This window comes from Streptomyces sp. NPDC003035, assembly GCF_042888285.1.
Taxonomy (GTDB): Bacteria; Actinomycetota; Actinomycetes; order Streptomycetales; family Streptomycetaceae; genus Streptomyces.
The window spans coordinates 201,409-217,373 of record NZ_JBIAPJ010000004.1 but is presented as its reverse complement, the minus strand read 5'-3'; the positions used below and the strand labels follow the sequence as shown (position 1 = coordinate 217,373).

At 71.7% G+C, this 15,965-nt stretch carries 18 protein-coding genes; 9 read left to right on the top strand and 9 right to left on the bottom strand.

Translation table 11 applies throughout. The features are described 5' to 3' along the window. Position 1 precedes the first annotated feature (1 nt). A complete protein-coding gene (locus tag ACFYV5_RS14125) occupies positions 2-505 on the top strand; it encodes a GbsR/MarR family transcriptional regulator (RefSeq protein ID WP_389168270.1) in 504 nt (167 codons plus the stop codon). Between the two features lie 12 nt (positions 506-517). On the opposite strand, the gene ACFYV5_RS14120 is transcribed toward ACFYV5_RS14125, so the two are convergent. After that, on the bottom strand, positions 518-1,315 hold the full coding sequence (locus ACFYV5_RS14120) for a diacylglycerol kinase (protein WP_355113347.1): 798 nt from the start codon (positions 1,313-1,315) through the stop codon (positions 518-520). Positions 1,316-1,457: 142 nt separating this feature from the next. On the opposite strand from ACFYV5_RS14120, the gene ACFYV5_RS14115 reads away from it, so the two are divergent. After that, positions 1,458-2,741: an adenylosuccinate synthase gene (locus ACFYV5_RS14115; RefSeq protein ID WP_355113345.1), complete on the top strand. Its 1,284-nt coding sequence runs from the start codon at positions 1,458-1,460 to the stop codon at positions 2,739-2,741. A gap of 71 nt (positions 2,742-2,812) precedes the next feature. Here ACFYV5_RS14115 and ACFYV5_RS14110 read toward each other — a convergent pair whose 3' ends face one another. Next, complete coding sequence (locus ACFYV5_RS14110) at positions 2,813-3,643, bottom strand: oxidoreductase (RefSeq protein ID WP_389168267.1); 831 nt, start codon at positions 3,641-3,643, stop codon at positions 2,813-2,815. A gap of 86 nt (positions 3,644-3,729) precedes the next feature. Here ACFYV5_RS14110 and ACFYV5_RS14105 point away from each other — a divergent pair, with 86 nt between their 5' ends. Further along, on the top strand, positions 3,730-4,620 hold the full coding sequence (locus tag ACFYV5_RS14105; RefSeq protein ID WP_389168265.1) for a LysR family transcriptional regulator: 891 nt from the start codon (positions 3,730-3,732) through the stop codon (positions 4,618-4,620). Here ACFYV5_RS14105 and ACFYV5_RS14100 read toward each other — a convergent pair. Together ACFYV5_RS14100 and ACFYV5_RS14095 are read right to left on the bottom strand one after the other, a co-directional pair. Further along, positions 4,617-6,491: a serine/threonine-protein kinase gene (locus ACFYV5_RS14100; protein WP_389168263.1), complete on the bottom strand. Its 1,875-nt coding sequence runs from the start codon at positions 6,489-6,491 to the stop codon at positions 4,617-4,619. The two genes, ACFYV5_RS14105 and ACFYV5_RS14100, sit on opposite strands and share 4 nt — an antisense overlap. A gap of 26 nt (positions 6,492-6,517) precedes the next feature. Continuing rightward, positions 6,518-8,089, bottom strand: a complete 1,572-nt coding sequence (locus tag ACFYV5_RS14095) for a substrate-binding domain-containing protein (protein ID WP_389168261.1) — start codon at positions 8,087-8,089, stop codon at positions 6,518-6,520. Positions 8,090-8,206: 117 nt separating this feature from the next. Between ACFYV5_RS14095 and ACFYV5_RS14090 the strand changes: the two genes are divergently transcribed. After that, the gene (locus tag ACFYV5_RS14090; RefSeq protein ID WP_355113335.1) at positions 8,207-9,148 is read left to right on the top strand and encodes an NADP-dependent oxidoreductase; all 942 of its coding nucleotides are present in this window, start codon (positions 8,207-8,209) and stop codon (positions 9,146-9,148) included. A gap of 88 nt (positions 9,149-9,236) precedes the next feature. Here the strand turns inward: ACFYV5_RS14090 and ACFYV5_RS14085 are convergent, their stop codons facing one another. After that, positions 9,237-9,758 carry a MarR family transcriptional regulator gene (locus ACFYV5_RS14085; protein ID WP_389168259.1) on the bottom strand — a complete coding sequence of 174 codons (522 nt, stop codon included), beginning with the start codon at positions 9,756-9,758 and terminating at the stop codon, positions 9,237-9,239. A 125-nt stretch (positions 9,759-9,883) separates the two neighbouring features. Here ACFYV5_RS14085 and ACFYV5_RS14080 point away from each other — a divergent pair, with 125 nt between their 5' ends. Together ACFYV5_RS14080 and ACFYV5_RS14075 are read left to right on the top strand one after the other, a co-directional pair. Continuing rightward, positions 9,884-10,351: a MarR family winged helix-turn-helix transcriptional regulator gene (locus ACFYV5_RS14080; protein ID WP_389168257.1), complete on the top strand. Its 468-nt coding sequence runs from the start codon at positions 9,884-9,886 to the stop codon at positions 10,349-10,351. A gap of 109 nt (positions 10,352-10,460) precedes the next feature. Then, positions 10,461-11,348 (top strand): glycoside hydrolase family 19 protein, encoded by an 888-nt coding sequence (locus ACFYV5_RS14075; protein WP_355113329.1) that lies wholly within the window; start codon positions 10,461-10,463, stop codon positions 11,346-11,348. Positions 11,349-11,403: 55 nt separating this feature from the next. Here the strand turns inward: ACFYV5_RS14075 and ACFYV5_RS14070 are convergent, their stop codons facing one another. Both ACFYV5_RS14070 and ACFYV5_RS14065 read right to left on the bottom strand, forming a co-directional pair. Continuing rightward, positions 11,404-11,730, bottom strand: coding sequence for a hypothetical protein (locus ACFYV5_RS14070; protein ID WP_355113327.1), 327 nt, complete (start codon positions 11,728-11,730; stop codon positions 11,404-11,406). A gap of 145 nt (positions 11,731-11,875) precedes the next feature. Beyond that, complete coding sequence (locus tag ACFYV5_RS14065; protein WP_389168925.1) at positions 11,876-12,055, bottom strand: DUF397 domain-containing protein; 180 nt, start codon at positions 12,053-12,055, stop codon at positions 11,876-11,878. 65 nt (positions 12,056-12,120) lie between these two features. On the opposite strand from ACFYV5_RS14065, the gene ACFYV5_RS14060 reads away from it, so the two are divergent. Next, on the top strand, positions 12,121-12,336 hold the full coding sequence (locus tag ACFYV5_RS14060) for a ricin-type beta-trefoil lectin domain protein (protein ID WP_389168254.1): 216 nt from the start codon (positions 12,121-12,123) through the stop codon (positions 12,334-12,336). A gap of 4 nt (positions 12,337-12,340) precedes the next feature. Here ACFYV5_RS14060 and ACFYV5_RS14055 read toward each other — a convergent pair whose 3' ends face one another. Next, positions 12,341-12,796: a MarR family winged helix-turn-helix transcriptional regulator gene (locus ACFYV5_RS14055; protein WP_389168252.1), complete on the bottom strand. Its 456-nt coding sequence runs from the start codon at positions 12,794-12,796 to the stop codon at positions 12,341-12,343. Continuing rightward, positions 12,793-13,383, bottom strand: a complete 591-nt coding sequence (locus ACFYV5_RS14050) for a DJ-1/PfpI family protein (protein WP_389168250.1) — start codon at positions 13,381-13,383, stop codon at positions 12,793-12,795. The genes ACFYV5_RS14055 and ACFYV5_RS14050 overlap by 4 nt, the downstream gene beginning before the upstream one ends. 216 nt (positions 13,384-13,599) lie before the next feature. Between ACFYV5_RS14050 and ACFYV5_RS14045 the strand changes: the two genes are divergently transcribed. Both ACFYV5_RS14045 and ACFYV5_RS14040 read left to right on the top strand, forming a co-directional pair. Next, entirely contained in the window at positions 13,600-14,961 is a 1,362-nt protein-coding gene (locus ACFYV5_RS14045) for an aspartate aminotransferase family protein (RefSeq protein WP_389168248.1), read from the top strand. Positions 14,962-15,125: 164 nt separating this feature from the next. After that, positions 15,126-15,824 carry a GntR family transcriptional regulator gene (locus tag ACFYV5_RS14040; protein WP_389168246.1) on the top strand — a complete coding sequence of 233 codons (699 nt, stop codon included), beginning with the start codon at positions 15,126-15,128 and terminating at the stop codon, positions 15,822-15,824. The last annotated feature ends 141 nt before the right edge of the window (positions 15,825-15,965 follow it).

Genomic DNA, 15,965 nt, shown 5'->3' with positions numbered 1-15,965 from the left:
GATGAGTGAGTTGACGGCCCGCGAGGGCAATGACGAGGCCGTGTCCCGGTTCGTGGAGCGCTTCGCCGCCGAACTGACCGAGGCCGGCATGCAGCGGATGGCGTCGCGCGTCTTCGCGGCCCTGCTCGCCTCCGAATCGGCGTCCATGACCTCCGCCGAGCTCGCCGAGCAGCTGCGGATCAGCCCGGCCGCCGTCTCCGGGGCCGTCCGCTACCTCACCCAGGTCGGCATGGTCGGCCGCGAGCGCGACCCCGGCTCACGCCGCGACCGCTATGTCCTCCACAACGAGGTCTGGTACGAGACGCTCACCCGCCGCGACCAGATCCTGACCCGCTGGGAGAAGGTGCTCCGGGACGGCGCGGAGATCCTCGGCACGGACACGGCGGCGGGGAGGCGGACGGCCGAGACGGCGGAGTTCCTCGAGTTCCTCCAGAAGGAGATGCTGAGCCTCCTGGACCGCTGGCGCGCCCACAAGGCGTCCCAGCGTGAGGCCCAGCGTGACTAGAGGCGGGCTCCCTCACGTCCTCGGCAGCGTCAGCCCCCATGCCCCTTCCCGCACCGTCCACGTCCTGCGGCGGACCGGGCCCGTCACCACCGTGTCCGCGCGGTAGCGGAAGTCCGGGCCCGAGATCGTCAGCGTGCGGGCCGTCGTGTGGAAGGCGGGCGCGGACGGCGGGTGGAGGGTGATGTCCGCCACACCCGCCAGGGAGCGGACGCTCACTCCCGCCAAGGGGGCGCTCATGTCGCTGAGCAGGATGCCGTCCGCCTCCACCCGGAGGCGGTGCGTGCGGAGCACGAGCGCGGAGGGGGCCGGACGGACCAGGGTGCGGACCAGGGAGCGGCAGGTGCCCCAGACGGTCGGCGGGACGACCGCCTCCGACCGGGCCGCCGGGATGCTCAGGTCGCCGAGCACGACCCCGTCGCTGTCGTCGACCAGCAGGTCCAGACGGTGTACGGACCCGTCGAGGACCGCCCGGGCCGCCGCCACCGCGTTCTGCGGCACGCCGAGCGCGTGCGCGACTTCCAGCGAGCCCGGGGCGCCGATCGGGACCAGGGAGAGCGCCCCGCCCGCGAGGTCACGCTCCCGGTGCAGCAGCCTCACCGTCCGTAGCAGCGCACGGTCGTCGCCGATCACCACGGGGCGGCGGGAGCCCCGCCGGGCAAGGGCCCGGGAAAATTCCTCCAGGCTGTCCGGAAGGCAGATCTTCGCCTCTGCTCCCGCGCACAGCACATCTTTCGCGATCCGTACGGACTCGCCGTCACTTCGGCGGGCGACCGGGTCGATGACCACCAGCAGCTGGTCGTGAGCCGACACCTCGGTCCTTCCTCGGGTAGCATCTTTGTGCAAGAGCCCCTTGCGCTATTGCGCCAGGGGCTTCGTCTATTCCGGGGCACACCGGTGAGGCGGCGGACGCCCGCTGACCTTGACATGCCCCGCCCGGAAGGGGTGTACGCCTGTGCCCGCACTTGTGCTGCTCGGTGCTCAGTGGGGTGACGAGGGCAAGGGAAAGGCCACCGACCTCCTCGGTGGATCCGTTGACTATGTGGTGCGTTACCAGGGCGGCAACAATGCCGGCCACACCGTCGTCGTAGGCGACCAGAAGTACGCGCTTCATCTTCTCCCTTCCGGAATCCTCTCCCCGGGGTGCACCCCGGTGATCGGAAACGGTGTCGTCGTCGACCCCGCGGTCCTGCTCTCCGAGCTGAGCGGACTGAACGAGCGTGGCATCGACACGTCAAAGCTCCTGATCAGCGGCAACGCGCATCTGATCACGCCGTACAACGTCACCCTCGACAAGGTGACGGAACGGTTCCTCGGGAAGCGCAAGATCGGCACGACGGGTCGCGGCATCGGCCCGACCTATGCCGACAAGATCAACCGCGTCGGCATCCGGGTCCAGGACCTGTACGACGAGTCGATCCTGAACCAGAAGGTCGAGGCGGCGCTGGAGGGCAAGAACCAGCTGCTCGCCAAGCTCTACAACCGCCGCGCGATCGACGCCGCCCAGATCGTCGAGGAGATGCTCCAGTACGCGGAGCAGATCAAGCCCTACGTCGCCGACACCACCCTGATCCTCAACAACGCGCTGGACGAGGACAAGGTCGTGCTCTTCGAGGGCGGCCAGGGCACGCTCCTGGACGTCGACCACGGCACGTACCCCTTCGTCACCTCCTCGAACCCGACCGCGGGCGGCGCCTGCACCGGTACGGGCGTCGGCCCGACGAAGATCAGCCGGGTCATCGGCATCCTCAAGGCGTACACGACCCGTGTCGGCGCCGGTCCGTTCCCGACCGAGCTCTTCGACCAGGACGGCGAGGACCTGCGCCGCATCGGTGGCGAGCGCGGTGTGACCACCGGCCGTGACCGTCGCTGCGGCTGGTTCGACGCGGTCATCGCCCGCTACGCGACCCGCGTGAACGGCCTGACCGACTTCTTCCTCACCAAGCTCGACGTGCTGACGGGCTGGGAGCAGATCCCGGTCTGTGTCGCGTACGAGATCGACGGCAAGCGCGTCGAGGAGCTGCCCTACTCGCAGACCGACTTCCACCACGCGAAGCCGATCTACGAGATGCTGCCGGGCTGGTCCGAGGACATCACCAAGGCCCAGACCTTCGCCGACCTGCCGAAGAACGCGCAGGCGTACGTGAAGGCCCTGGAGGAGATGTCGGGCGCCCCGATCTCCGCGATCGGCGTCGGCCCCGGCCGCACCGAGACGATCGAGATCAACTCGTTCCTGTAGGGGTTCCTGGAGGAACACGCGCTGGAGGGCCCGTACCCCGGACATCCGGGGTACGGGCCCTCTCGCATGCCCTACGCGTCCAGCTTGGTGTCCCGGCCCACCTTCTCCCAGGCTGCCAGGTCACCCCGCACCTGCTCCAGGTGGCCGTAGATCGTGTCGATCGAGTCGTCGCCCAGCGCCAGCCGCAGCGGCGTCTCCTCCGCGTCGAGCGCCGCGAGCACCGCCGCCGCGGCCTTCGCCGGGTCACCGACCTGCGTGCCGGCGCCCGTCTCGACGTACGCGCGCGTCGCGCCCACCGTGTCCGCGTAGTCGGCGATCCCCTCCCCGCTCAGGCTGTGGTTGCCGAACAGGCTCGTACGGAAGGCGCCCGGCTCCACGATCAGGACATCGATGCCGAGCGGGCGGACCTCCGCCGCCAGTGCCTCCGACATGCCCTCCAGGGCGAACTTCGTGGCGCTGTACGCGCCGAAGCCGGCCATCGACATCTGCCCGCCCACACTGCTGAGCTGCACGATCGCGCCCGAGCGGCGGGCCCGCATGGACGGGAGGACCGCGCGGGTCAGCGCCGCCGGGCCGAAGACATGCACGTCGAAGAGCGAGCGGAGCTCGGCGTCCCCGGTCTCCTCGACCGAACCGACATGCGTGCGGCCCGCGTTGTTCACCAGGACGTCGATACGGCCGTGCCGCTCGGTCACATCCCGGACGACCCTCTCGATCGCGGCCGTGTCGGTGACGTCGAGCGCCACCGCGTCGACCTGGTCGGGGTGGGCGGCGACCAGGTCGTCCAGGGACCCGACCCGGCGGGCGGCGGCGACGACCACGTCGCCGGCCCCGATCGCCGCCTCCGCGAAGGCGCGTCCGAAGCCGCTGTTGGCGCCCGTGATCAGCCAGACCTTGCTCATGTCCGTGACTCCCTCTCTCGGTGACACAACAAGCCTGTGCCACAAGGGCGTTGCCGGTCCAAGATCTGTCGTGATAGCCCATGGGCATGACCATGGACGTGCACGGGCGGGACCTCAGATACTTCGTCGCCGTCGCCGAGGAGCTGCACTTCACCCGCGCAGCCGAGAAGCTGTACGTCTCCCAGCCCGCGCTGAGCAAGCAGATCAGGGCCCTGGAGCGGCAGCTCGGCGCCCCGCTCTTCGACCGCGACCGGCGCGGCGTCCGCCTCACCCCGGTCGGTACGGCGCTGCTGCCGCACGCCCGCGCCGTGCTCGCCGCCTGGGAGGAGGCGGGCGGCGCCGTGCGGCGGGCCCGCGCGGCCGAACAGGCCACGCTCGTCGTCGGGATGTCCACCAGCCCCGGCCGGGGCGGGCTGCTGCCCGCGATCCGCTCCCGCTTCACCGAGGCCCATCCGGAGATCCGGCTGAAGTTACGGCAGGTGGGCTGGGAGGACCCCACGGCAGGGCTCGCGGACGGGACGAGCGACGTGGCCTTCGTCTGGCTGCCCCTGGCGGACGCCGAGCGCTACCGCTGGGTCGTCGTGGCCACCGAGCCCCGCCTGGTGGCCCTTCCCGAGACGCATCCGCTCGCCGGGCGCGAGAGCATCGACTTCGCCGAGCTGCTCGAAGAACCCTTCCTCGCGCTGCCCGCCACCAGCCCCGCACTGCGCGACTTCTGGCTCGCCGTGGACTCCCGCGCCGGACGCCCGCCGGTCGTGGGCGGGGAGATCGCCAGCACGGACGAGACGTACGAGGCGCTCGTCGACGGCCTCGGCATCTGCCTGGTGGCCGCCGGCAACGCACCCCTGCTCACCCGCGGCGGGGTCGTCGTCCTGCCCGTCGACGGGGTGTCCCCGAGCCGCTTCGCCCTGGCCTGGCGCGCGGACGACACCCGCCCCTTCGTCCGGGACTACGCCCGCGCCGCGGCCGCCCGCTAGCGCCGCTGGTACTCGCCCGGCTCCCCGTCGAGCATGGGGAAGACAAGCAGCCGCTCCTTGCCCTCCGAGCGGACGAGCGTCAGGTAGCCGGAGTTGCCACCATGGGTGCAGTCGGCGTCCGAGGAGTCCGGGTCGGGGGTTCCGGGGCCGATGACCAGCGGGGTGCCGGACCCGGCCAGCAGGGCCGTGAACGTGCAGCTGACCGCGTCGCCCGTGAGGTTGCCCTCGTCGTCCTGGCGGGGGTAGACCTGCACGTTCCGGTAGACGGTGGCGCCGATGGGGCCCTGGGTGATCGTCACCTCGTCGGTGTAGCGGTCGGCGTTCTCGCCGTAGATCAGCGGATCCTTCTTCATCTGCCAGGTGCCGACGAGCGTCGCGGGGACGATGTCCGTACCCGTCCTCGCCTTGCGGAAGGTCGCCTTCGCGGCGCCCGAGGTCCACTCCAGGACGTCCGGGGAGCGCAACGCGAGGGTCTGATGGGCGGCGGGAGTGCAGCGCTGGGCGGGGACGCTGGTGGTGACGTCGGACTCGCCGAGGACCACCTTGTCCTCGTCGGCCGAGACGAGCCGGGACCGGCCCATGCACAGGCGCTCGTCGGTCACCTGGACGTACGTGGACACCTTCGAGCCCGCGGCGCCCTGCGTGAGTTCGATCCGGACGGTCTCGCGGGGGTGGTCGGCCGAACCGCGCAGGACGCCCTCCCAGGCGCCGAGGAAGGACGCCGGAACGATCCCGGCCGGGCGGGCCGCCACGCTGTCCGTCTCGCCTCGGGCGCGGTTCTTCTGCTCGTCCCGTCCGGTGTCCGGATCCGGCCAGAACGTGTACGTGAGGGCGGCCGCGGCCGCCACGACGAGCGCCGTGGCGGCGGCGATCAGCCCGGTACGGCGCCGGCGCGGCGGCTTCGGTGCCGGTGCGGGCGTGGGGTCCCCGGCCGTGTCGTTCGTCCCGCCCGCGCCCGTGCCGGCAGGGGTGGCCGTCGCATCCGTCTCCGTCTCCAGCAGCCGGGCCGCGTGGCGGCCGAGGCGGGCCAGCACGTCCGCCGGGAGCCAGGGATCCGTGACCGTGATCGTCTCGGCGAGCTCGGCGGCCGACGGCCGGCCGGCCGGGTCCTTCCCGAGGCACGCCCGCACCAGGCCGGCGAGCTCGGGCGCGAGGCCCGTCAGGTCGGGCTCGTCGTGCGCGATGCGGAACATCGTGGCGTGGACGCCGCTGTCCGCCGTACCGAACGGGGAGCGGCCGGTCGCCGCGTAGACGAGGACCGAACCGAGACAGAAGACGTCCGAGGCCGGAGTCAGCTTCTCACCGCGCACCTGCTCCGGGGACATGAAACCGGGCGAGCCGACCACCGCGCCGGTGCTGGTCAGCCCCCCGTCGGTGATCGTGTCGACGGCCCGGGCGATGCCGAAGTCGATGATCTGCGGACCGTCGACGGTGAGCAGGATGTTGGACGGCTTCAGATCGCGGTGGACGAGCCCGGCGGCGTGCACATGGGTCAGCGCCCGCGCGATCCCGGCCGCGAGCGCGCGTACGGTCGCGGTCGGCAGCGGCCCGAACTCGTCACCCACCACCGTGCGCAGCGACGGCCCCGGTACGTAACCGATGGCCACCCACGGGGCCTCGGCCGCCGTGTCCGACCCGAGGACCGGAGTCGTGCCCGTGCCGCCCACGCGCTCCAGGGCGGCGACCTCGCGGGCGAACCGGCGCCGGAACTCGTCCTGCACGGCCAGCTCCGCGTGCACGACCTTCACCGCCACCGTCCGGCCGCCCGCCGAACGGGCCAGGAACACCCGTCCCATGCCGCCGACGCCCAGCCGGCCGAGCAGTCGGAACGGGCCGATGCTGACCGGGTCTTCCGCGTTCAATGGATCCACGTCGACAGAGGATGCCAGACGGGCGTTCACCCGTCGCCGCAGATCCGCAGGCCCTTGGGCGTCGCGCACGGCAGGTGGCCGTGGGTGCGGATGACGTCCTGGCCGCTGCCCCGGCTCAGGTAGGCCAGGAAACTGGAGGTCAGCGAGTCGGCCGGGGGTTGTCCCCAGGTGTAGGCGTACTCGATCTCCCGGTACGGGTACGTCGAGTCCCCGATCTCGTCCACGTTCGCCATCCGGCCGTCGATGGCCACCCGGTGCGCGCCCTTCAGCCCGCTGCCGGACCGGAGTTCGGTGTAGCCGATGGCGCCCGGAAGCTTGGCGACCGTCGTCAGCACCTGTTCGGTGCTGTCGAGTTCGCAGCGCACGACGGGAGCTTCCCGGTCGTCCTTCGTCACGCAGTCCAGGGAGGAGTTCGCGGGTTCGTTGCGGCCGAGCACCCGGCGTTGGAAGACCTCGCGGGTACCGGAATTGGCGTCCCGGCTGACCAGCAGGACCGGACGGTCCGGCCCGCCGGGTATCTGGTTCCAGTTGGTGATCCTGCCCTGGTAGAGGCGGCGGACCTGGTCGAGGGTGAGGTTCGTGACCGGTATCTCGTCGTTGAGGACCAGGGTGAAGAGGGAGACGGCGACCATGCTCTCGCGCAGCTGCGGGTAGCCGCCGGGCTTGCGCCCGTCGGAGAGCGCCAGGACGCCGGGGGAGCCCTTGCCGCTCGTTGCGCCGGCCGCCGCCAGGGCCCGTATGCCCGCCGTCGAGCCGTGGGCGTCCACCACGATCGTGGACCCGTCGCAGTCCTGCTCGTACTTCTTCGCCAGCTCGCGCACGGCCGGGGCGAACGCCGTCGAGCCGGTGACCGTGAGCGTGCCCCTGGCACAGCCGATCGGCGGCGGGGTCTCCGTCCGGACGATGATCGTGGCGAGGACGACCACGCAGGCGGCGAGGACGAGGGTGATGTTCCGGGCGGCGGGGCTGAAGGTCGGCGTCTTCTCGTCGACGCTCCGGCTGTGGTTGCGGTGGATCTCGGTGTCCTTGAGCGTCCTGTCGAACTCGATCTCGTCCTCGGCCACCCGGGCCGAGAGCAGCACGAGCAGCTTGAAGTACTGCCTGCGTGCGAGCGAGACCTTGGGCATCAGGACCGCGTCGCCCTCCTTGCGCAGCCCCGGAGGCGCCGCCAGGTGGCGCTTCACCCGGTCGAATTCCCGGGGGACGGTGGCGACGACCGCCTGCACGGTCCTGCCGTCGAACGTGACCTTCAGCCCCTCGAACACGTCGGACTGCTCGTAGTCCGCGTGGCCGATGTCGCGGGCGCCGTCGTTCTCGATCCGGATCAGGACGAGGGTGGAGCCGTTGGAGTCGCCGATGTCACCGACCCGGAGCGTCAGATCGCCGACGGTCTCGTCCCCCTCGCGCAGGGGCGTATTGAGCTGCACGCGGTAGCCGAGCCTCCTGCCCCGCTGCAGGATGCGCTCGTACGCGACCACGCCGGCGGAGACGAGGACACCGAGGAGCGCGGTGACCACGGCGATGACGTTTTCGGCGGTGACCCAGTCCACGACCGAGACGGTACGGACGGGTGTGCGGTTCTGCGGGGGAGGTCGCATGTCGCCACCTGGAGTTCTCTCTTCGTTCAGCGGGGCACGGGTTGGCGGAGCATCTGTTGCCGGGGGTGAGGTCCGTGGGTGTAATGGCCACGAGGGGGCCCGTCGGAGAGGAACCCCATGCGTGTCGTCGAAGTGACCGCCTACGGTGGCCCTGAGGTCCTGAGCATGGCCCGCCGGCCCGAGCCGGAGGCCGGAGACGTCCCGGGTCGGGTGCGGGTGCGGCTGAAGGCCGCCGGTGTGAACCAGGCGGATCTGCGGATCCGCTCCGGGAGGTACGCCGACGAGGTCGGCGATCTCCGGCCCCCCTTCGTCCTCGGGACGGACTTCGCCGGCAAGCTCCTCGATCCCGTGCCCGGCATGCCCGCCGGGACCCGTGTGGCCGGTTTCGTGCCCTGGTTCGAGGAGCTGACGGGCGAGGGCACGTACGCCGAGGTCCTCCGGGCCGCCCCCGAATGGCTGGCCCCGATCCCGGACGACGTGGACTTCACCGTGGCCGCCTCCGTCCCGCTGGCCTCGGCCACCGCCCAGCAGGGCCTCGACCGGATCGGGCTCCCGCCGGGGGCGATGCTGCTCGTGACCGGTGCGAGCGGGGTGGTGGGCCGCCTCGCCGTCCAGTACGCCTCGGCCGCCGGACTGCGCGTGGTGGCCGTCGCCCACGAGGGTGACGAGACCGACCTGAAGTTCCTGGGCGCGGAGCACAGCGTCACCCGCGGCACCCCGGCGGAGGTGGTCCGGAAGGTGCTGGAGTTCGCCCCGGATGGGGTGGACGCGGTCTTCGACGGGGCGTTCCTCGCCGACCCGCTCCTGCCGGTCCTGAAGGACGACGGCGCGTTCGTCGCGCTCGCCGCCGACCGGGCGCCGGTCGGCGAGCGGAACGTCCGCGTGGAGACCGTCCGGGGGAAGCCGGACGCCGCCCGCCTGAAGGAGACCCTGGAGAAGGTGGCGGCCCGCGAGCTGATCACCCGGGTGGCTGACGTCATGCCCCTGGAAGAGGTCGCGGAGGCCCACCGCAGGGCGGAGGCGGGGCACCGCCCGGGCCGCATCGTGCTGCTGATCTGAGGCGGCTGGGCGCTGGCCGCCGGCCGGTGTGCGCCGGCCGCCGGAGATCAGGGGGGCCGTGGCCGGCCGCGCGGTCATGCGATCGCGGTCAGGCGGTCAGTGCCGCAAGCTCCGCGTCGGCGCGCTCAGTGACCAGGGCGAGGACGCGTCCGGCGGCGGCCAGGTCCTCGACGGGTATCCCGCCCCAGATGCGAGCGGTCATGGGGGCGGTCTCCGCGACGACGGCGGGGAGAAGCTCGCGCCCCGCGTCCGTGGGGCGGAGGTGCGGGCCGTCCGCGACGAGCAGCTGCTTGCCCACCAGCTCGTCGAGAGTGGCGTGGATGTCGGCCGGATCGGCCTTGAGAGAGCCCCGGACCTGGGTGACGAGATCGTCCCGCGTCCGCGGGGTGTCGGCGGTGACGGCGGCACGCAGGGCGATCTGCTGCTGGAACGTCATGCCGTGCCGGGCCAGGACGGGCTCCAGGACGCTGCGGGCGGCGTAGTGGGCCAGGCCGACCGCACGGGCGTCCGCGAGGGGCGCGGTGGTGGCGGTGGTGGCGGTGGTGGCGGTGGTGGCGGACGCGGTCGCGGACGCGGTCGCGGACGTGGCGGTGGATGCGGTGCTGGTCATGGTGTTACCCCCTCGGTGCGAGACGACGTTCGCCGTTCGCTCATCTAACGTTCATTGCTCTAACGTTTATGACGCTAACGAAGCTACATCGTTCGGAGCACTAACGCAAGAGGTAATCTGCGGGCATGACGACGGACAGCGGAGGCGACGCCTCCGAGATGGATGAGCGCGAGACCCCGGCCCGCCTCCGCGCCCTGCCCAGCCGCCTCCTGGCACTGACCGCCGCCCGCGCGGACCGCCTGGTCAGCGCCGGTCTCGCGGAGGAGGACGCCCGCAAGTGGCACTACGCGGTGCTCGCCACCCTCGACGAGTACGGCCCGACCAGCCAGGCCGGTCTGAGCCGTCGCACCGGCATCTACCGCAGCGACCTCGTCGCCGTCATCAACGAACTGGCCGAACGCCGCCACGTCGAGCGCACCCCCGACCCCGAGGACCGCCGACGCAACGTCATCACCCTGACCGAGCAGGGCGGCAGGCATCTGGAGCGCCTGGACGAGGTGCTCGCGGAAGCTCAGGACGAGCTCATGGAACCCCTGTCGAAGCTCGAACGAGAGCTGCTCACGAGCCTGTTGGGGCGCATGCTCAAGCGCTGAGGGGCGGGAGGGGGCGGGTGCCCACCGACTGTCACAAGAGCTGGTCTAGACCTTGACAGGTCCAGACCAAAGACGCTTCGCTTGCCTTCCCCCACGGAAGGACGGGCGCATGCTGCGACGTCTGCTCATTCTCATGTCCGCACTCTGTACGGCCGTCGGGCTGGCCGTGTTCCTCCCGGCGGCCACGGCCGGCGCGGCACCCGCCTGCGTGACCGCCTGGAACTCCGGGAGCGTGTACACGGGCGGCATGACCGCCTCGTACAACGGCCGCAACTGGTACGCCAAGTGGTGGACCCAGAACGAACGCCCCGGCTCCGCCGACGTCTGGCGCGACGAGGGCACCTGCGGTGGCGGCGGCACGACCCCGCCACCCACGTCCGGATTCGTCGTCTCCGAGGCACAGTTCAACCAGATGTTCCCGAGCCGGAACTCCTTCTACACCTACAGCGGTCTCACGGCCGCCCTCAGCGCCTACCCCGGCTTCACCAACACCGGCAGCGACACGGTGAAGAAGCAGGAGGCCGCCGCCTTCCTCGCCAACGTCAGCCACGAGACCGGCGGCCTGGTCCACATCGTCGAGCAGAACACCGCCAACTACCCGCACTACTGCGACAGCGGCCGGCCCTACGGCTGCCCCGCCGGCCAGGCCGCCTACTACGGCCGCGGTCCCATCCAGCTCTCCTGGAACTTCAACTACAAGGCCGCGGGCGACGCCCTCGGCATCGACCTGCTCAACAACCCGTACCGCGTCGAGCGTGAGGCACCCGTCGCCTGGAAGACCGGCCTCTGGTACTGGAACACCCAGAACGGACCCGGCACGATGACCGGCCACAACGCCATGGTCGACGGCGCGGGCTTCGGCCAGACGATCCGCTCGATCAACGGCGCGCTGGAGTGCGACGGCAAGAACCCGGCACAGGTCCAGAGCCGCGTGAGCAAGTACCAGCAGTTCACGCAGATCCTCGGAGTACCGACGGGCGCGAACCTGTACTGCTGAGGGCGTGAGCGTTCCCGGGGCCCCTCGACGGGGCGCCCGGGAACCGTGCGTGCGATCAGCAGGGTGCGCTGATGTTCCCGCAGTAGATCCAGCCGGTCGCCGGGGACGTCACGTGGTACCAGCGGTTGCCCGCGGAGTTGATCCTGCTGTAGTCCCAGTACACGTCCTGCCCGTACGACGTCTGGTAGACGACGCCGCAACTGGCGGCCGCACAGCTCCTGATGGGCCCGCCGATCGACATGGCCCAGCCGGCCGCTGCCTGGGCGGAAGCCGCCTGGGCGGGCGCTGCCTGGGTGGGCGCCGCCTGAGCGGGGGCCACGACGGTGGCGGTGAGTGCGGCGCCGGCCAAGACGCCCGCCGCGGCGAGCATACGGATGCGCATGAAGGCTCCTCTGTCGCGAGTGGGGCCCCGGTGGATGCCGGGGCCTGACAGAGCGCCACTCTTCTCGGCCGCCGGGAGGCCGCTCAAGGCCGATCCCGTCCGGGACGTGTCCGGGACCGGTCCCGGACACGTCCCGGACGGGGCGTCAGCCGCGCCAGGACAGGAAGACGGACCAGGCGGCGGGGGCGACGGCGAAGGTGGGGCCGTCGCTGACCTTCGAGTCCCGCAGGTGGACGGCGTGGGCGCAGGTGGCGACCTCGACGCACTCCTGCCGGCGGGCACGACCGCCCGCCGATCCTGGCCGCGTGGCGTCACGCGCTTCAATGCCGGTCCCGCCCACGTGAGTGACGTACCGGTGCCGGCGTTGACAGGGTGCACCTGGCCGCTCGCGTGGCGGTTCCCGCTGGGGCGTCAGCCCTCTGGCACTGCAACAACGGCTGGAACCAGGTCTGGGAGCACCGGAACCTGTCCTACGTCAACCCGACGACCGGTCACGCCGTCGACGTGCCGCAGGGCACGCGCACCTGGGGCACCCAGATGATCGCCTGGCCGTTCAACGGGAACAACAACCAGCGTTGGGGTTACTACCCCAGCACCGGCTGGTAGCCCGTCACTCCGGCGCGCCGTCGAGCGCGTCCAGCGCCCTGGAGAGCCGTTCCAGGACCCGTACCGTCTCGTCGAACGCCTCTTGGCCGCCCAGCTCCCGCGTGAGCCGGGCGGCCAGGTCCGCGTGGCCCGGGTCGATGCGGCGGATGGCGGCGCGGCCTTCGGGGGTCGGGGTGAGGAGTTTGGCGCGGCGGTGGGCCGGATTCGGCTCGTACGCGGCGAGGCCCCGCTCCACCAGGAGGTCCGCGATCCGCTGGACGCTCTGGCGGGTGATGCCCATGACGCGGGCGATCCCGGCGACCGGCAGCGGCTCGGGCAGGACCGCGCCCAGGACCTGCCACCAGGCGGCCGTGAGGCCGGCCGGCTCGGCCAGTTTCTCGGACACCGCGAGCAACTGGCCGTTCAGGCGGAAGACGCCGAGGGCCGTGCGGGAGAGGGCGTCCTGCTGCTCGCGGCTCACCCGTTGAGCTCTTCGTACGCCGCCGGGTCCGAGTCGTGGAAGAGGCGGTACCAGGCGTCCAGCTTGGCGCCCTCGAAGGCGCCCATCTTTCCGAGCACCTCGCGGGCGAAGGCGACCGGCTCGGTCGGGCCGGCCGTGATCAGGTCGCCGTCGGTGACGGCGTCGGTGTCGACGTAGTGCTCGCCGCCCTTGTAGCCGGTCGCGGCCAGGTAGAAGGAGACGGCGCTGGTGTGCGCGCGGTCGTCGAGGAGGCCTTCGCGGGCCAGCCCCGCGGTGGCGCCGCAGATGGCGGCGACGGGGACGCCCGCGTCGAGGAAGCGGCGGGCCGCGACCGCGAAGGGGGCGAGGTCGTCGCCGGTGTCCCAGAGGTCGGCGCCGGGGAGGATCAGAAGGGCGCTGTCCTCGGGGCGGAGGTCTTCGAGGGGGAGGCCGGGGGTGATGCGGAGGCCGCCGATGGTGGTGACCGGGGCGGTGGTCGGTCCCACGGTCTTCACCATGAAGCCGGAGCGGGCGAGCCAGGCGGTGGTGTGGCCCGTCTCCCAGTCGGCGAGGGAGTCGTAGACGGCGAGGTGGACGGTGCGGGGCATGTCGGGGCCTCCTGCGTAGTGTCGGTGCCGTTCTCTTATGACAGAAGGCTGTCATGTCGACAGCATGCTGTCAAGATGCTGGTGCCCGGGGAGGTCGACGGGGAGGGGCGGCCGGGCAGCCGGGGGCGCGCGGTCCACAACCTGTCGCGTCGGCGACGGTCTCGGTGGACAAGATGGTCATGGCCGCTCCGACCTGCACGTCCTTACCCTGGCCGCATGACCCCTCATGTCGTACCCGATCCCCAGGCCGGCGCCGCCGTGAAGGCCGCCGACCGTGCGCACGTGTTCCACTCCTGGTCCGCCCAGGGCCTGATCGACCCGCTCGCCGTCGCCGGTGCCGAGGGCTCGTACTTCTGGGACTACGACGGCAACCGCTACCTCGACTTCACCAGCGGCCTCGTCTACACCAACATCGGCTACCAGCACCCCCGCGTGGTCGCCGCCATCCAGGAGCAGGCCGCGAAGCTCACCACCTTCGCGCCCGCCTTCGCCATCGACGTCCGCTCCGAGGCCGCACGCCTCATCGCCGAGCGCACGCCCGGCGACCTGGACAAGATCTTCTTCACCAACGGCGGCGCCGAGGCCGTCGAGAACGCCGTACGGATGGCCCGGCTGCACACCGGCCGTCACAAGGTGCTCTCGGCCTTCCGCTCGTACCACGGCGCCACCTCCACCGCGATCAACCTCACCGGTGACCCGCGCCGCTGGGCCTCCGACACCGGTTCCGCGGGCGTCGTGCGCTTCTGGGCGCCGTTCCTCTACCGCTCGCCGTTCTACGCCGAGAACGAGCAGCAGGAGTGCGAGCGCGCCCTCGCGCACCTGGAGGACACCATCGCCTTCGAGGGTCCGGCCACCATCGCCGCGATCATCCTGGAGACCGTCCCCGGCACCGCCGGCATCATGACCCCGCCGCCCGGCTACCTCGCCGGGGTCCGCGAGATCTGCGACAGGTACGGCATCGTCTTCGTCCTCGACGAGGTCATGGCCGGCTTCGGCCGTACGGGCAAGTGGTTCGCCGCCGAACACTTCGACGTCGTGCCCGACCTGATCACCTTCGCCAAGGGCGTGAACTCGGGCTACGTACCGCTCGGCGGTGTCGCGATCAGCGCCGAGATCGCCGCGACCTTCGACAAGCGGCCCTACCCGGGCGGACTGACCTACTCCGGTCACCCCCTCGCCTGCGCCGCCGCCGTGGCCACCATCCACGTCATGGAGGACGAGAAGGTCGTCCAGCACTCCGCCCACATCGGCGAGACCGTCCTCGGCCCCGGCCTGCGCGAGCTCGCCGAGCGCCACCCGTCGGTCGGCGAGGTGCGCGGCATGGGTACGTTCTGGGCGCTCGACCTGGTCAGGAACAAGGAGACCCGCGAGCCCCTCGTCCCGTACAACGCGACGGGCGAGGCGAACGCCCCCATGGCGGCCTTCGGCGCGGCGGCCAAGAAGCACGGCCTGTGGCCCTTCATCAACATGAACCGCACCCACGCCGTCCCCGCCTGCAACGTCTCCGAGGCCGAGGCCAAGGAGGGCCTCGCCGCCCTCGACGCGGCGCTGAGCGTCGCCGACGAGCACACCGCATAGCGAGCGCACCGCGGGGCGAGCGCACCGCGGAGCGAGCACATCGCGGAGCGCACATCGCGGAGCGCACATCGCGTGGGCGAACGTCACGTAGCGCGAGCGACGTCACGGAGCCGTCCCTCCCGTCTGGTCTAGGGTGTCCGAAGCCGGACGGAGGGGGCCACCACATGCCCGCGAGCGGAGCTGTCACCCGCAACACCCTGCGGCGGCAGATCGCGGACGCGCTCCGTGACGAAGTGCTCGCTGGGCGTTTGCAGCCCGGTGAGGAATTCACCGTGAAGCAGATCGCCGAGCAGTACGGAGTGTCGGCGACGCCCGTGCGCGAAGCGCTCGTCGACCTCTCCGCCCAGGGGCTCCTCGACTCCGACCAGCACCGCGGCTTCCGGGTGCACGAGTTCACGATCGACGACTACCGCGGCATGGTCGAGGCCCGGATGCTCGTCGTGGACGGCATCTTCCGCCGCCGCACCCCCCTGTCCGTCCCGCCCACCGAGCCCGACGTCTCGCGCGGGGTGGCGCTCGTCTCCGTACGGCGCCGGGGCGAGGCGGCGGCGCGGGCGGCCCGCGCCGGCGACCTGGACGTCCTCATCGGGTACGACATCCGCTACTGGCGCGAGCTGGCACGGCTGGTCTCCGCCAACGACTACATCGCCGACTTCCTGCACCGGCTGCGGGTCCAGGCGTGGGTGTTCTCCGTGCCGTACCTGCGCTCCGACCGCGATCTGCTCGGTTGGCTGTGGAGCGGGCACGTGGACCTCGTCGACGCGGTCACGCTCGGGGACGCGGAGGCGGCGGTCGCGGTGGTCCAGGCGTACAACACCCAGTCGCTGGCCTGGGCGGACCGTCTGGAGCGGCTCACGGGGTGACGCTGTCCCCGCCGGTGGTGGTCGCCGGTCGCGCAGGCGACGGCGAGCGGCCGGGGGTGTCGACGGTGGTGTCCCGGGGCAGGTCCCCAGCGGGTGTGCGGCGCGGACGGCGCCGACTACCCTGGCCGTCCCTGCAACTGA

What these genes read in the sequence shown, in the direction of transcription:
- ACFYV5_RS14125 (WP_389168270.1), top strand. Translation starts at nt 2, where the DNA reads ATGAGTGAGTTGACGGCCCGCGAGGGCAATGACGAGGCCGTGTCCCGG.
- ACFYV5_RS14110 (WP_389168267.1), bottom strand. Translation starts at nt 3,643, where the DNA reads ATGAGCAAGGTCTGGCTGATCACGGGCGCCAACAGCGGCTTCGGACGC.
- ACFYV5_RS14105 (WP_389168265.1), top strand. Translation starts at nt 3,730, where the DNA reads ATGACCATGGACGTGCACGGGCGGGACCTCAGATACTTCGTCGCCGTC.
- ACFYV5_RS14095 (WP_389168261.1), bottom strand. Translation starts at nt 8,089, where the DNA reads ATGCGACCTCCCCCGCAGAACCGCACACCCGTCCGTACCGTCTCGGTC.
- ACFYV5_RS14090 (WP_355113335.1), top strand. Translation starts at nt 8,207, where the DNA reads ATGCGTGTCGTCGAAGTGACCGCCTACGGTGGCCCTGAGGTCCTGAGC.
- ACFYV5_RS14085 (WP_389168259.1), bottom strand. Translation starts at nt 9,758, where the DNA reads ATGACCAGCACCGCATCCACCGCCACGTCCGCGACCGCGTCCGCGACC.
- ACFYV5_RS14080 (WP_389168257.1), top strand. Translation starts at nt 9,884, where the DNA reads ATGACGACGGACAGCGGAGGCGACGCCTCCGAGATGGATGAGCGCGAG.
- ACFYV5_RS14075 (WP_355113329.1), top strand. Translation starts at nt 10,461, where the DNA reads ATGCTGCGACGTCTGCTCATTCTCATGTCCGCACTCTGTACGGCCGTC.
- ACFYV5_RS14070 (WP_355113327.1), bottom strand. Translation starts at nt 11,730, where the DNA reads ATGCGCATCCGTATGCTCGCCGCGGCGGGCGTCTTGGCCGGCGCCGCA.
- ACFYV5_RS14050 (WP_389168250.1), bottom strand. Translation starts at nt 13,383, where the DNA reads ATGCCCCGCACCGTCCACCTCGCCGTCTACGACTCCCTCGCCGACTGG.
- ACFYV5_RS14045 (WP_389168248.1), top strand. Translation starts at nt 13,600, where the DNA reads ATGACCCCTCATGTCGTACCCGATCCCCAGGCCGGCGCCGCCGTGAAG.
- ACFYV5_RS14040 (WP_389168246.1), top strand. Translation starts at nt 15,126, where the DNA reads ATGCCCGCGAGCGGAGCTGTCACCCGCAACACCCTGCGGCGGCAGATC.